We start from the raw sequence: 13,813 nt of genomic DNA, 5'->3' as shown, positions 1-13,813 counted from the left end.
GCGACGTCGGCCGATCGGGGGTCACGCTATCCGATCAACGCACAGTTGTTCGAGGTGATTTTCCGCCTACGGGGGCCTTGATTACGGGCTGGCGCGGGGCGCAGGAACCCTCGGTCCGGGCTCTCCATCGGTCGCGGCCATCGGCCGGGCCCAGCGCTCGCCTCGTCGCGGTCGCCATTCTCCGGGGCGTGACCGATCAGGCCGGTGTGCGCATAGGTCATACGGCTCATCGCGTCGACCGTGTGACAGCCAGACGGCGCCCAGTGCTACGACAACTGCCCCGGCCTTCAGGCTGCTGGGCCCGTCGTGCGCCGCCGACGGGTGTGGACAACGCCCAGCATTACCCGATGGCCGCCCCCAGCAACACCCTCGCCAATCGGTCGGCAGCATCCGGGCGTCCCAGGGATCGGCCTGCTGCGGGCGACGGCAGCCCGAAGTCCCTCGGGCGTGACCGCGTCCCCCAAGAGGGCGATGGCCGCTCGGGCCTCCTGAAGGTGCAGGGCGTTGGCATGCACGCCCTCCGGCACGCGTACGCCTCCGTGCTCCTGGACGCGGGGGAGAGCATCAAGGCGCTCTCCGAGTACCTCGGCCACTCGGACCCGGGCTTCACCCTGCGGACGTACACGCACCTGCTGCCGTCCAGCGAGACCCGCACCCGCAAGGTGATCGACGACGCCCTTACGGAAGCCGAGGCGGAGGACGACGGCGAGCCGCCCGCCGCCCAGGGCACAACAGTACCCCCGTCCAAACCCATGTGCCCTCAATGTGCCTTGGCCGCCTGACGGACCCCCTCAGGCACCAGCAAGAGCAGGACCCGAAAGCCCCGCCCGAACACCACGAAACCCCAGATCAGGGCCAAACCAAGCAATACGGCTGATGCCCCGCCTCATGCAGCCGGTGGCTGAAGTCCTGCCACTCGTGCAGCAGCTGGTACACGTTGAAGGCGTCCCGTGGGCCGCCGCGGTCCGGGACCGTGGACCAGATGAAGGCGGCCGCGCCGACCGCCTCCTCGCCGATGCCGCGCAGGGGGTCGACGACCGTCATGGGGAGTCTGACGACCGCGTAGTCGGGGTGCAGGACGACCAGTTCGAGGGGCGGCACCTTGTGCAGGGGGACGCCCTCGATGCCCGTCAGCACCATCGCGGCCATCGTCTCCGGCTTGATCTTGGTGAACATGCCGTTCATGCCCAGCTCGTCGCCGCCGAGTTCCTCGGGACGCATCGAGATGGGGACGCGGGCCGCGGTCGCGCCGTCCGGCGCCCCGAAGTATTTGTACGTCACCCCCACCCGACCACCATTCCTGCTCCCCGCTCCGAGGCGGTCGCCCGGTGCGCCGTGCGCCTGATGCGCGTCAGCCCGACGTGCTTCGGTCGTCTCCTCCGCGTCGCGCCGGTGCCTTCCCCGCCGGGCGCGTCGAGGACCCAGGTCATCAGTCCCCTCGCCCAGTCCGCCACCGCGATGCATATCTCCACCCGACTGCTTTTCTAGGACCCGTGGCCCCCGCCGCGCAACCCGATCATCGTGTCAGTGACCTCCCCCACGGCCGCCCGCCGAAACGTGCGGTGAAACACCAGTCCGCAGGATCTTCAACAGCCCCTGACCACTACGTGGACTACTACGTGTCCATGAGCTGTGTGTATCAGATCTCAGTCTCGCAGATGGCGCGGCTTCGATCCGGAGGTCGGCCGCTCGCCGGGCGAACCGCGGCCTACCCTGAGGAGGTCACCCACGTCACCGGAGTCCGAGAAGCCGGAGAAGCCGCACACCATGAGTGCCCTGAGCGAAACGCCCTATCCCTACGACGCGCCCGTCTCCCAGGCGCTCTTCGACCGCGCCTCCGCCGTCACGCCGGGCGGTGTGAACTCCCCGGTGCGCGCCTTCCGCGCCGTCGGCGGTACGCCCCGCTTCATGGTGTCGGGCAAGGGGGCCTACCTCACCGACGCCGACGGGCGCGAATACGTCGACCTCGTGTGCTCCTGGGGGCCGATGATCCTCGGGCACGCGCACCCCGAGGTCATCGCCGCCGTCCAGGAGGCCGTCGCGCACGGTACGTCCTTCGGCACGCCCGGTGAGGGTGAGGTCGCGCTCGCCGAGGAGATCGTCGCCCGGGTCGAGCCCGTCGAGCAGGTGCGGCTCGTCAGCAGCGGCACCGAGGCGACCATGAGCGCCATCCGATTGGCCCGCGGGTTCACCCGGCGGTCCAAGGTGATCAAGTTCGCGGGCTGCTACCACGGCCACGTGGACAGCCTCCTCGCCGCCGCCGGGTCCGGGGTCGCGACCTTCGCGCTGCCCGACACCCCCGGTGTCACCGGTGCCCAGGCCGGCGACACGATCGTGCTGCCGTACAACGATCTGGAGGCCGTGCAGGAGGCCTTCCACCGGCACCCCGGTGAGATCGCCTGTGTGATCACCGAGGCCTCGCCCGGCAACATGGGCGTCGTGCCGCCGGACCCCGGGTTCAACCAGGGGCTCAGGGACGCCTGCCACAAGAACGGCGCCCTCTTCATCTCCGACGAGGTCATGACCGGCTTCCGCACCAGCCGCGCCGGGTGGTACGGGGTCGAGGGGGTCAAGCCCGACCTCATGACCTTCGGGAAGGTCATGGGCGGCGGCTTCCCGGCCGCCGCCTTCGGCGGGCGTGCCGACGTCATGGCGCACCTCGCTCCCGCCGGGCCCGTCTACCAGGCCGGCACGCTGTCCGGGAACCCCGTCGCCACCGCCGCCGGGCTCGCCCAGCTGCGGCTGCTGGACGACGCCGCGTACGAGACGGTCGACGCCGTGTCCGCGCAGATCCAGGGCCTGGTCGGCGAGGCGCTGAGCAAGGAGGGCGTCGCGCACCGGGTGCAGCACGCGTCCAACATGTTCTCCGTCTTCTTCACCGACCGGACGGTGCGGACGTACGAGGACGCCAAGCGCCAGGAGTCGTACCGCTTCACCGCGTTCTTCCACTCCCTTCTCGCGAACGGCGTCTATCTGCCGCCGTCGTCCTTCGAGTCCTGGTTCGTGTCCACGGCCCATGACGAGCGGGCCGTCCAGAAGATCGCCGACGCCCTTCCGGCGGCGGCCCGAGCGGCTGCGGAGGCCACCGCGTGAGCACCCCCTTCAACGGCAGCAAGGACGTCACCGTCGTTCACGTGATGCGGCACGGCGAGGTGGAGAACCCGACCGGGATCCTGTACGGCCGGCTGCCCGGCTACCACCTCTCCGAGCTGGGCCGGCAGATGGCGGACCGGGTCGCCGAGCACCTCGCGCCCCGCGACATCACCTATGTCTGCGCCTCGCCGCTGGAGCGGGCGCAGGAGACGGCCACGCCGATCGCCAAGGTGCACGGGCTCGACCTGGACACCGACGAGCGGCTCATCGAGGCCGGCAACGTCTTCCAGGGCAAGACCTTCGGGGTGGGGGACGGCGCGCTGCAGCGTCCCGAGAACTGGAAGCACCTCGTCAACCCGTTCCGGCCGTCCTGGGGCGAGCCGTACATCGACCAGGTCGTGCGGATGACGGCCGCGCTGAACGCGGCGAAGGACAGGGCGCGCGGGCACGAGGCGGTGCTGGTCAGTCATCAGCTGCCGATCTGGATCGTCCGGTCCTATGTGGAACGGCGCCGGCTGTGGCACGATCCGCGCAAGCGGCAGTGCACCCTCGCCTCCCTGACGTCGTTCACCTACCTCGGTGACAAGATCGTGTCGGTCGGCTACAGCGAGCCCGCCATCGATCTGGTCCCGGCCCATCTGCGAGCCGGTGCCAAGCCGCAGAAGGGCAAGAACGCTGCTCAGGGCAAGGCCTTCGGAGCCTGATGGTCATTTCCTGACGGTCTTTGACAGTACTTAGATCGTTTTTGTCGCAACTATTGCGAAAAGCATAAGAATTATCGGAACCTCCCCGGCCGTCGTGCCCTCTCATTGAGTGACTCAACAGGCGCGACGAATCGGGGATCTTCCATGCGCACCGTCTCCCGCACCCTCTCCCGCAGGGGAATACTCGGCCTCGGCGCGGGCGCGGCTGCAGCCGCCACCCTCGCCGGCTGCGGGAGCCAGAAGTCGTCCGGCGGCGCCGGCGGCTCGGGCGGTTCCGACGACGGGAAGTCCGGACAGGGCGGCGACGCGAGCGGCGCGCCCCAGGGCAAGCTCATCGGCGACGGCTCCACCTCCTTCACCGGCAAGCAGCCGCACCAGCCGGACGCCCCCCGGCCGCTGGAGGCGGGCGAGACCCCGCCGCAGTTCGTGGTCTTCTCCTGGGACGGCGCCGGCGAGGTCGGCAACGGCCTCTTTCCGCGCTTCCTGGACCTGGCCAAGGAGCACGGCGCGAGCATGACCTTCTTCCTCTCGGGCCTGTACCTGCTGCCCGAGTCGAAGAAGCGGATGTACAACCCGCCGAACAACAGGATCGGCGCCTCCGACATCGGCTACCTCAACGACGAGCACGTCAAGGCGACGATCACCAACGTCCGCCGGGCCTGGCTCGAAGGCCACGAGATAGGCACCCACTTCAACGGCCACTTCTGCGGCGACGCCCACACCTCGGTCAAGTGGTGGACGCCCGAGCAGTGGCACAGCGAGATCAAGCAGGCCAAGTCCTTCGTGAAGAACTGGAAGACCAACACCGGCTTCACCGACATGCCGGCCCTGCCGTTCGACTACGACAAGGAACTCGTCGGCGGCCGTACGCCCTGCCTGCTCAACCAGGAGAACCTGCTGCCCACCGCCCGCGAACTGGGCTGGCGCTACGACGCCTCCTCGCCCGGCGGTCTGCAGATGTGGCCGGTGAAGAAGCACGGCCTGTGGGACTTCCCGCTCCAGGAGATCCCGTTCCCCGGCAAGAAGTTCCAGGTCCTCTCGATGGACTACAACATGATGTTCAACCAGTCGCAGAACACGACCAAGGCGCCGGCCTACAACTACCCGGGCTGGCGCGAGCAGGCGGCCGGGGCGTACATCGCCGGCTTCAAGCGGGCGTACTTCTCGAACCGGGCACCGTTCTTCATCGGCAACCACTTCGAGCACTGGAACGGCGGCATCTACATGGACGCCGTCGAGAAGGCCTTCAAGCACATCGCGCAGGCGAAGGAGAAGGGCGCCGACGTCCGCCTCGTCTCCTTCCGGCAGTTCGCCGACTGGATCGACGTGCAGAAGCCCGAGGTGCTGGCCAAGCTGCGCACCCTGGCTCCCGGGCAGGCGCCCGTCGGCGGCTGGAAGACGTTCCTCGCCTGACGTCCCGCGCACGTTCCTCCTTGCCGGAAATGTCCCGTGTAAGTACGCCCTGAAATGCGGTTTTCCGCCCGGCAGGGGGGTGCGCGAAATCCCCGGAACCGCCATGCGAAACTTTTCACATGAGTACCCGTAGCCGTGCCGCCCAGCTCAGCGTCGTAGCCGCTGTCGCGGCCCTGACCCTGTCCGCGTGCGGCAAGGGCGGCACCTCCGGCGGCGGTGGCAACACCAACTTCGTCACCGGCAACAACGGCATCTCCACCGCCCCCCTCGGCAAGCGCGACGCCGCCCCGGACCTGTCCGGCCAGACCATCGACGGCAAGACGCTCGACGTGGCCTCCTTCAAGGGTCAGGTCGTCGTCGTGAACGTCTGGGGCTCGTGGTGCAGCCCGTGCCGGGAAGAGGCGTCGTACTTCGCCAAGGTCTCGAAGACCTACGAGGGCAAGGGCGTGCAGTTCGTCGGGATCAACACCCGGGACACCAGCACCACGCCCGCGGTGAACTTCGAGAAGGAACACGGGATCACCTACCCGAGCCTGTACGACCCGACGGGCAGGCTGATGCTCCGGTTCAAGAAGGGCACGCTCAACCCCCAGCTGATCCCCTCGACGCTCGTCATCGACAAGCACGGCAAGGTCGCCGCGCGGGCCCTGGAGGCGCTCGACGACACCGCCCTGCTGAAGATGCTCAAGCCCGTCCTCGCGGAGAAGTGACGTGAGTGCCCTCGTGACGCTCGCGGCGACGGGCGAGAACCAGACGGTGCTCAACGGCGCCCTGCTCGTCGCCCTGCCGGTGGCCCTGCTCGGCGGGCTCGTCTCCTTCTTCTCGCCCTGCGTGCTGCCGCTGGTGCCCGGCTATCTCTCGTACGTCACGGGTGTCGCCGGCACCGATCTGGCCGAGGCCCGGCGCGGGCGGATGATCGGCGGAGCCGCGCTGTTCGTGCTCGGCTTCAGCGCCGTGTTCGTCTCCGGCGGGGCGTTGTTCGGCTTCTTCGGTTCCACCCTGCGCGAGTACCAGGACACGCTGTCCAAGGTGCTCGGCGTGCTCATGATCGTCATGGGCGTCTTCTTCATGGGGCTGATGCCCTGGCTCACCCAGCGCGAGTTCCGCTTCCACAAGCGGCCCACCGCCGGCCTGATCGGCGCGCCCGTCCTCGGCGCCCTGTTCGGCATCGGCTGGACGCCCTGCATCGGACCGACCCTCGCGTCCGTGAACCTCCTTTCCATGAACCAGTCGAGCGCCGGCCGCGGCGCCGTGCTGATGATCGCCTACTGCGTCGGCCTCGGTGTGCCCTTCGTGCTCGCCGCCCTCGCCTTCCGCAAGGCGCTCGGCGCCTTCGGCTGGGTCAAGCGCCACTATGTGTGGGTGATGCGCATCGGCGGCACGATGATGATCGCGACCGGTGTGCTGCTGCTGACCGGCGCCTGGGACAGTCTGGTGCAGCAGATGCAGACCTGGTCCAACGGCTTCACTGTGGGGATCTGACCGATGAGCGCAACCGACACCGACAAGAGCAGCCGGGACCGGGAGGAGCTGGGCGCGGCCGGCTCCCAGCTGTCCACGGCCCCACAGGAGGAGCTCTCCGCCCCGGTCGGCCTCGGCGTCATCGGCTGGGCGCGCTGGTTCTGGCGGCAGTTGACCTCCATGCGGGTCGCGCTGCTGCTGCTCCTGATGCTCTCGCTCGCCGCGATCCCCGGCTCGCTGATCCCGCAGTCCGGCGCCGACCTCAACAAGGTCGACGACTTCAGCAAGGCCCACAAGACGCTCGCGCCGATCTACGACAAGCTCGGCCTGTTCCACGTCTACAGCTCGGTGTGGTTCTCCGCGATCTACATCCTGCTCTTCGTCTCCCTCATCGGCTGCATCATCCCGCGCGCCTGGCAGTTCGTCGGCCAGCTGCGCGGCCGCCCGCCGGGTGCGCCCAGGCGGCTGAACCGGCTGCCCGCCTACACCACCTGGCGCACCACCGAGGATCCCGAGAAGGTCCGCGAGGCCGCGCTCGCGCTGCTGAAGAAGAGGCGGTTCCGCGCCCATGTCGCCGGTGACGCCGTCGCCGCCGAGAAGGGCTATGTGCGCGAACTGGGCAACCTGGTCTTCCATGTCGCCCTGATCGTGCTGCTGATCGCCTTCGCCTGGGGCCAGATGTACAAGTCGGACGGCACCAAGCTGGTCGTCGAGGGGGACGGGTTCTCCAACTCGATCCTCCAGTACGACGACTTCAAGTCCGGCAGCATGTTCCAGAACGACGACCTCGAACCGTTCAGCTTCGACCTGAAGAAGTTCACCGGCACCTACGAGGTCAGCGGCCCCAACCGCGGCACGCCGCGCACTTACCAGGCGAACATCGACTACAGCAAGGGCGCGTACGGCAAGGAGCAGTCGGCCACCATCAAGGTCAACTCCCCGCTGCACATCGGCGACGCCAAGGTCTACCTCGTCAGCCACGGCTACGCGCCCGTCGTCACCGTCCGCGACGGCAAGGGCAAGGTCGTCTACCACGACGCCGTGCCGCTGCTGCCGCTCGACGGCAACGTCACCTCCAACGGCGTGATCAAGGTGATGGACGGCTACAAGAACGGGCAGGGCGTCTCGGACCAGCTCGGCTTCCAGGCCTTCTTCGTGCCGACCTTCGACCCGAAGAGCGGCACGATGCTCTCGGCGTTCCCGGCGCTGGTGAACCCGTTGCTCGCGGTGAACGCCTACCACGGCGACCTCGGCGTGAACTCGGGCATCCCGCAGAGCGTGTACCAGCTCGACAAGACGCACATGAAGGAGTTCAAGGACTCCAAGGGCCAGCTGCTGAAGAAGCTGCTCCAGCCCGGCGACACGATGACACTGCCGAACGGCGCCGGCTCGATCACCTTCGAGAAGGACATCAAGCAGTGGGCCGGCTTCGAGATCGTCCAGGAGCCCGGCAGCGGCTGGGCGCTCGGCGGTGCCTTCGCGGCGATCTTCGGTCTGGCCGCGTCCCTGTTCATCCAGCGGCGCCGGGTGTGGGTGCGCGCGGTGCGCGGCGCCGACGGCGTGACGGTCGTCGAGATGGCCGGGCTCGGCCGCAGCGAGTCCGCCAAGGTGCCCGAGGAACTGGGCGACCTCGCCGGAACCCTCTACGACCAGGCGCCGGGAGCCCCCGACGCCGACGACGAATCCACCGAATCTTCCGTCGTACCCGAAGGGGCTGAGAAGTGACTCTCGCCGCCGCGACCGAGCTGGCCGTCGCCACCAACGAACACCTGGCGAGCATGAGCAACACGCTCATCTACTCGTCCATGGCCGTCTACACCCTGGCCTTCTTCGCGTACATCCTCGAATGGATCTTCGGCAGCCGCAGCAAGGTGGCCCGTACGGCCAGCGCGCTGACCGCCGAGGGCGAGGCGAAGGGGAAGGCGAGCGGGCCCGCCGTCACCGTGAAGAAGGCCGGGGGCACCGCCGTGCTGGAGCGGCCGAAGGTCGTCGTGCGCGCGGCGTCCGGCGCCCGGGACGTGCCGGACGGCCCCGGCGCGCACGGCGGTGACGCGCAGGGCGACCTGTTCGGCCGGGTCGCCGTCTCCCTCACGGTGCTCGCGTTCCTGGTGGAGCTGGCCGGCGTCGTCGCCCGCGCGGCCTCCGTGGAGCGTGCCCCGTGGGGCAACATGTACGAGTTCAACATCACCTTCTCCACGGTCGCCGTCGGCGTGTACCTCACGCTGCTGGCCCTGAAGAAGAACGTGCGCTGGCTCGGCCTCTTCCTGATCACCACGGTCCTGCTCGACCTCGGCCTCGCGGTCACCGTCCTCTACACGGCGAGCGACCAGTTGGTCCCGGCCCTGCACTCGTACTGGCTGTACATCCACGTCTCCACCGCCATCTTCTGCGGCGCGGTCTTCTACGTGGGCGCGGTCGCCACGATCCTGTACCTGTTCAAGGACTCCTACGAGACCAAGCTCCAGACCGGCGGCAAGCCCGGCGCCTTCGCGACCTCGGTGCTGGAGCGGCTGCCCGCCTCGGCCTCGCTGGACAAGTTCGCCTACCGGATCAACGCGGCCGTCTTCCCGCTGTGGACGTTCACGATCATCGCGGGCGCGATCTGGGCGGGCGACGCCTGGGGCCGCTACTGGAACTGGGACCCGAAGGAGACCTGGTCCTTCATCACCTGGGTCGCCTACGCCTGCTACCTGCACGCGCGCGCGACGGCCGGCTGGAAGGGCCGCAAGGCCGCCTATCTGGCGATGATCGCCTTCGGCTGCTGGCTGTTCAACTACTACGGCGTCAACATCTTCGTCACGGGCAAGCACTCGTACGCGGGCGTGTGACCGCGGGGTCGGTGACACTGGTGTCATGAGCGGTTCCATCGCGCAGGGCGCCAGTCAGACCCACGGGAACGCGCACATACTCCACTTCCTGGTGCGGCTCCCGAAGCGCATGGAGGACGTCTGGCCGGCGGTGGCCACCCCTGAGGGACTCTCGGGGTGGTGCACCGCCGTCGGCTTTCTCCAGCCCCGGCTGGACGGGGCGGTCAGCCTGCCCGAGCTGGGCTCCGGCCGGGTCACGGCCTGGGACGTGGACCGGGTCGCCGAGTACACCCTGGAGGGCGGCGGCCGGATCCGGTTCCACCTGGAGCGGGACGGGGACACGGCGAGCGTGCTGCGCTTCACCCGGGAGTTCCGGGGCGAAGGGGAGAACGAGGCCGCGTGGCGGACCAGGTTCGAACGTTTGATCGAATATCTGGGGCGGGGCTAGGGGGTGTCGTTTGGATCAGGCCGGCCGTGAGGAACGGCGCCTGCCGGCTGACCCGAGCGGGGTCGTGGGCGAAGTCGGCGATCGACGACAACGCCGCTGGGGGTGCCCCACTGGGGGAGTGCGTGCCAGGGCCCGCGACGCCGGGATGATCCGAACGACTCCCGCTAGGTCGCCGGCGGAAGGCAGTCCGGGGACGGCGGCTTTCCCTCCGGCCAGGCGACCCGGACGAAGCGTGCGCTGCCCTCGGGGGTCAGCTCCACGATCGGTACGGCCTTGTCGTACGGGTTGCCGTGCACGTCCAGGCAGATCCAGCCGCTCGCCCCGTTCACCCGCAGCGTCCTGCCCTTGACCTGCGGCCACTGGAGGCCCACGTCCGCGAGCGCCGGGACCGCCTTGCCGGGCTGGACCGCCTCGCGGATGCCGTGCACGGCCAGCCGCACGGCGTCGTAGCCGATGATCAGCTGCCCGTCGTCCAGGGCGACCGAGCCGATGGGGCCCACCGGTGACCGCACGGCGGACGTCAGCAGGGTCTGGAGCGTGGCGAAGTCCGCCTGCGAGCCGCCGGTCGCCGGCGGGCTCTTCATCCAGGCGTCCGGGTGGGCGAGGGAGGTGAAGAGCACGGACAGGTTGTGCCGCAGGGCGTCCCGGTTCAGGTCCTTCTCGTAGGTCAGATAGGACGCCTCGTCGCCGGTGAGCACGGTGAACCTCCGGTCCTGGCAGCCGCGGGCGCCGAGCGCGTTGATGAACTGCCGCAGCTGCACGTGCCGGCCCGCGAACAGGATCGTGTCGGTCCCCGGGTCGGTGTCGCACACCAGGTCCGTGATCTGCCGGAAGGTGTTCGCGGTCGTCCCCTCCTGGCTGCGGTCCGCCGGCGGGGTGAACGGCCACGGCTCGTACCGCGAGCCCTTGAGCAGCGCCGCGAACGACTTCTGGAGCGTGGTCGTGTACGGGTCGCCGGGGTTGTCGTACACCAGCAGCGCCTTGCCCTGCTTCAGCTGCGCGAACTTGGTCAGCGCGCGGGCCTCGTCGGTGTTGGTCGGCGCCACCCGGGCGAGGCCGGGGTAGGGGTCCTTGCCGCCCTGGCCGTTGGCGAGGTCGTCGGAGGTGATGGAGGAGCCGATCACCGGGATGTGCAGCCTGGTCAGCTCCGCGACGGCCGCCTTGTTGGCGGCGGTGCTCTGCCCGACGCCGGCGACCGCGCGCAGCGTGTCCGTGCCGGTCGTCATCCGCGCCAGCTGGTCCACGGTCCGCTGCCAGTACGTGCCCGTCGCCCCCGGGTTGGCCGGCACCAGCCGGATCTGCGGGGACTGCCCGTTGGAGTCGTGGTTGGCCTGGTACTGCGCCAGGTAGGCGCCCTGGAGCTGGTGCTGGATGTCGTTCAGCATCGTCGGGGAGCCGGAGGTGTACGGCAGCATCAGCGCGACCGTCACATAACTCCCGGGCTTCAGACGGGCGTTCTCCCGCGCGATCGCCTTCGCGGCGTCGGTCAGCCGGTCCTGCCCGAAGTCGTACGGCCCCGGCCCCGTCGCCACGCCCACGCACTCGTCGCTGTGCTGCGGCCGGGACACCCCGGGCGCGCACGAGCGGTCGTCGTGGGCGAGGACGCGGACCGCGAACACCAGGCCGGTCACCAGGGCCGCCGCCAGCAGCAGGGCCAGATAGCGGCGCAGCGGGATCTCCCACACGCCCTCGCGCAACCACGTCCCCACACCCTTGCGTGCCATCACGCCTCCCCCCTGTTCCGGTCGTCCGGGCCGCCGTCCCCGCCGTCCCCGCCGTCCTCGGGATCGTCGGGCCCGGTCATCGGGCGCCCGGCGACTGCCGCCGCCGGCCAGTCCCGCGAGGCCCGCCACAGCAGCGCGCCCGCCGCCGGCCGCAGGTTGGACAGCTGCTCCAGCTCGAACCGGAGCCGGTCGCACACCTGCGGGTCCGGCAGCACCAGCGGGTCCGCCAGCTGCCACACGGCGTGCAGCAACCGCCGTATCCGTAAGTGCAGTACGGCGTCCGCGCCCTCCGGTACGGCCTGGTCGGCGTCCGTGCGGCCGAGTGCCACCGCGGTCCGCCCGTCGCCGCGCCCGGTGAAGTCACGGCCCTCGGCGTCGTGCGCGTGGAAGTACGGGGCCGAGGCCGCGAAGCGCAGCGTGCGCAGCCAGCCGCGCATGTCCGCCGTGGCGAAGGTGTCGCGCAGCTCGCGGACCGCGGATTCCGTGACGCCGAGGGCGAGTTCGTGGTGCAGCCGGTAGCGGGCGTGCTCGGGTGCGGTGTAGTGGGCGACGAGCGTCTCGTGCGCGGTGCGCCACGACCGGTGGTCGCTGTCCAGCAGGTGCAGCCGGAGCAGCAGCAGCGTGCGCACGAACCGGTCCCCGACGAACCGGCCCGGCACGACCGGCAGCCCCTCCGCGGCCAGCAGGGTCCGCAACTCCCGTACGTCCGCCGGGCCGAAGGTGTCCGGCAGCAGCGCCGAGGCCAGCGCGCCGGCCGAGCCGTGGCCGTGGGCCGCGGCCAGCACGGTCAGCTCCGCCAGGTGCTCGGGCGGCACCAGCCGGTCCAGCAGCGCCTCGTAGGCGGGGACGCCGGGCTGGTCCTCGGCGAGCCGCACCGGCGCGGTGAGCAGCTCGCCCAGCGAGGACGCCCCGGGCAGGTTCTGCGCGGCCGACTCGGCGAGCAGCACGATGCCCTGCGGGTTGCCGCCGGTCAGCCGGTGCACGGCGTGCGGAAGATGGGGCGGCACCGGCAGGTCGCCGCAGACCGAGCCGACCAGGTGCAGGGTGTCGTCGGCGCTCAGCGGCGGCAGCGTCACCAGCAGCGCCCGCGAGGAGGGCGTCGCGTCCGGCGCCCAGTCCGTGCGCCGGGCCACCTCCGCCAGCTCCCGCCGGGCCGCGCTGCGCAGTTCCGCCCGGCCCTCGCCGCGCCGGGCCGCGACGAACGCCACCTGGTCGCGGACGCCCTCGGCCCGGTCCCGCAGCACGGCGGCCACCAGTCCCGGACCGGGCGCCGCCTGCGCGTTGTCCAGCAGCACCAGCGGCCGGCCGAGGCGCTGCATCCTCGGCAGCACCCCGCTGTACGCCTCGGTCAGGTCGGCCAGCAGGGCCCGTACCAGATACCGCTCGGCGTGCTCGCGCGCCGGGCCGTCCTCGCGGAAGTGCCGGGAGAGCAGGATCAGCCCGCGCTGCGCGTGGCCACCCGCGTTCGGGTACGTCCGGTACCACTCGGACGCCTTCTGGTGGCGCCGGCCGGCGAACCCCTCGGCGATCGCCTCCAGGGTCGCCTCGATGGCGCCCGAGACCAGCGGGCCGGTGCCGGTGGCCGCGGCGACCACCTTGGCCGCCACCTTTCCGGCCCAGCGTCCGGCGAAGCCGCCGAAGCGCGAGCCGCCCTCGTTCAGCAGCAGGATCCGCTCCACCTCCCGGCGGATCCGCTCCGAGTCGGCGTCGTTCCAGCCGCCGGCCGCCACCGCGACCAGGCCCGTCATCAGTCGCGGGAAGGTGATCCGGCGGGCGCCGGTCACCGGCTCCGCGAGCTGCTCGGCGATCACCAGCAGGGCCTGCGCGAGCGGCGACCAGGAGTCGGCGGGCCGGTCCACCGGCGGCCGGGCGAACTGCTCCTCCGCGCAGTCGGCCAGCGCGACCGGTGTGTGCCCCTGATAGGCGTCCCGCAGCTCGGCGAGGACCGCGCTCTTGCCGAGGCCCCGGGTGCCGGTCAGCACGACGAAGGGCGGCTCGTCCGGGTGCTCCAGGGGCGTGGCGCGGTGATGATGGGGGCGCAGGCCGATCAGCCGTGGTGCGAGACCGGCCGGTTCGGCGTCGAACAGCGCCCCGCGTCCGTGCAACCGTCTGCCCACCGATCGCCCCCCTCAACGATCGCCCCCTCAACAGCAGTGTAAGAAG

At 70.4% G+C, this 13,813-nt stretch carries 11 protein-coding genes and 1 pseudogene; 9 read left to right on the top strand and 3 right to left on the bottom strand.

Annotation, left to right across the window (positions count from 1 at the left end; genetic code table 11):
* Nucleotides 1-503: 503 nt before the first annotated feature.
* Nucleotides 504-782: pseudogene (locus tag ACZ4MF_RS33620) on the top strand (tyrosine-type recombinase/integrase); the annotation flags it as partial.
* Between the two features lie 67 nt (nt 783-849).
* Here ACZ4MF_RS33620 and ACZ4MF_RS33615 read toward each other — a convergent pair.
* Nucleotides 850-1,464 carry a hypothetical protein gene (locus tag ACZ4MF_RS33615; protein ID WP_356037777.1) on the bottom strand — a complete coding sequence of 205 codons (615 nt, stop codon included), beginning with the start codon at nt 1,462-1,464 and terminating at the stop codon, nt 850-852.
* Between the two features lie 312 nt (nt 1,465-1,776).
* On the opposite strand from ACZ4MF_RS33615, the gene hemL reads away from it, so the two are divergent.
* From hemL to ACZ4MF_RS33575, 8 genes are all read left to right on the top strand, one after another.
* Complete coding sequence (gene hemL, locus ACZ4MF_RS33610; RefSeq protein ID WP_467496178.1) at nt 1,777-3,093, top strand: glutamate-1-semialdehyde 2,1-aminomutase; 1,317 nt, start codon at nt 1,777-1,779, stop codon at nt 3,091-3,093.
* A 44-nt stretch (nt 3,094-3,137) separates the two neighbouring features.
* Nucleotides 3,138-3,797 (top strand): histidine phosphatase family protein, encoded by a 660-nt coding sequence (locus ACZ4MF_RS33605; RefSeq protein ID WP_467496176.1) that lies wholly within the window; start codon nt 3,138-3,140, stop codon nt 3,795-3,797.
* A gap of 144 nt (nt 3,798-3,941) precedes the next feature.
* The gene (locus tag ACZ4MF_RS33600) at nt 3,942-5,210 is read left to right on the top strand and encodes a polysaccharide deacetylase family protein (RefSeq protein ID WP_467496048.1); all 1,269 of its coding nucleotides are present in this window, start codon (nt 3,942-3,944) and stop codon (nt 5,208-5,210) included.
* Nucleotides 5,211-5,329: 119 nt separating this feature from the next.
* Nucleotides 5,330-5,920, top strand: coding sequence for a TlpA family protein disulfide reductase (locus ACZ4MF_RS33595; RefSeq protein WP_467496046.1), 591 nt, complete (start codon nt 5,330-5,332; stop codon nt 5,918-5,920).
* A 1-nt stretch (nt 5,921) separates the two neighbouring features.
* Complete coding sequence (locus tag ACZ4MF_RS33590) at nt 5,922-6,692, top strand: cytochrome c biogenesis CcdA family protein (protein ID WP_356037768.1); 771 nt, start codon at nt 5,922-5,924, stop codon at nt 6,690-6,692.
* A 3-nt stretch (nt 6,693-6,695) separates the two neighbouring features.
* The gene (gene resB, locus ACZ4MF_RS33585; RefSeq protein ID WP_467496044.1) at nt 6,696-8,396 is read left to right on the top strand and encodes a cytochrome c biogenesis protein ResB; all 1,701 of its coding nucleotides are present in this window, start codon (nt 6,696-6,698) and stop codon (nt 8,394-8,396) included.
* Entirely contained in the window at nt 8,393-9,499 is a 1,107-nt protein-coding gene (ccsB, locus tag ACZ4MF_RS33580) for a c-type cytochrome biogenesis protein CcsB (protein WP_356037763.1), read from the top strand. The genes resB and ccsB overlap by 4 nt, the downstream gene beginning before the upstream one ends.
* A gap of 25 nt (nt 9,500-9,524) precedes the next feature.
* A complete protein-coding gene (locus tag ACZ4MF_RS33575) occupies nt 9,525-9,926 on the top strand; it encodes an SRPBCC family protein (RefSeq protein WP_467496042.1) in 402 nt (133 codons plus the stop codon).
* A 164-nt stretch (nt 9,927-10,090) separates the two neighbouring features.
* Here the strand turns inward: ACZ4MF_RS33575 and ACZ4MF_RS33570 are convergent, their stop codons facing one another.
* Both ACZ4MF_RS33570 and ACZ4MF_RS33565 read right to left on the bottom strand, forming a co-directional pair.
* Nucleotides 10,091-11,650, bottom strand: a complete 1,560-nt coding sequence (locus ACZ4MF_RS33570) for an ABC transporter substrate-binding protein (RefSeq protein ID WP_467496040.1) — start codon at nt 11,648-11,650, stop codon at nt 10,091-10,093.
* Nucleotides 11,650-13,767, bottom strand: a complete 2,118-nt coding sequence (locus ACZ4MF_RS33565; protein ID WP_467496038.1) for a hypothetical protein — start codon at nt 13,765-13,767, stop codon at nt 11,650-11,652. Before ACZ4MF_RS33565 ends, ACZ4MF_RS33570 begins: the two co-directional genes overlap by 1 nt.
* Nucleotides 13,768-13,813 lie beyond the last annotated feature (46 nt).

It is taken from the genome of Streptomyces sp. NPDC025793, from assembly GCF_055558375.1.
The sequence above is the reverse complement of the archived record's forward strand: the minus strand, read 5'-3'. Positions and strand labels throughout refer to the sequence as shown.

Excerpts from the sequence above, each read along its gene's own strand:
- resB (WP_467496044.1), top strand. The coding sequence starts at position 6,696 with ATGAGCGCAACCGACACCGACAAGAGCAGCCGGGACCGGGAGGAGCTG.
- ACZ4MF_RS33605 (WP_467496176.1), top strand. The coding sequence starts at position 3,138 with ATGCGGCACGGCGAGGTGGAGAACCCGACCGGGATCCTGTACGGCCGG.
- ACZ4MF_RS33600 (WP_467496048.1), top strand. The coding sequence starts at position 3,942 with ATGCGCACCGTCTCCCGCACCCTCTCCCGCAGGGGAATACTCGGCCTC.
- ACZ4MF_RS33570 (WP_467496040.1), bottom strand. The coding sequence starts at position 11,650 with ATGGCACGCAAGGGTGTGGGGACGTGGTTGCGCGAGGGCGTGTGGGAG.
- ACZ4MF_RS33575 (WP_467496042.1), top strand. The coding sequence starts at position 9,525 with ATGAGCGGTTCCATCGCGCAGGGCGCCAGTCAGACCCACGGGAACGCG.
- ACZ4MF_RS33615 (WP_356037777.1), bottom strand. The coding sequence starts at position 1,464 with ATGCATCGCGGTGGCGGACTGGGCGAGGGGACTGATGACCTGGGTCCT.
- ACZ4MF_RS33595 (WP_467496046.1), top strand. The coding sequence starts at position 5,330 with ATGAGTACCCGTAGCCGTGCCGCCCAGCTCAGCGTCGTAGCCGCTGTC.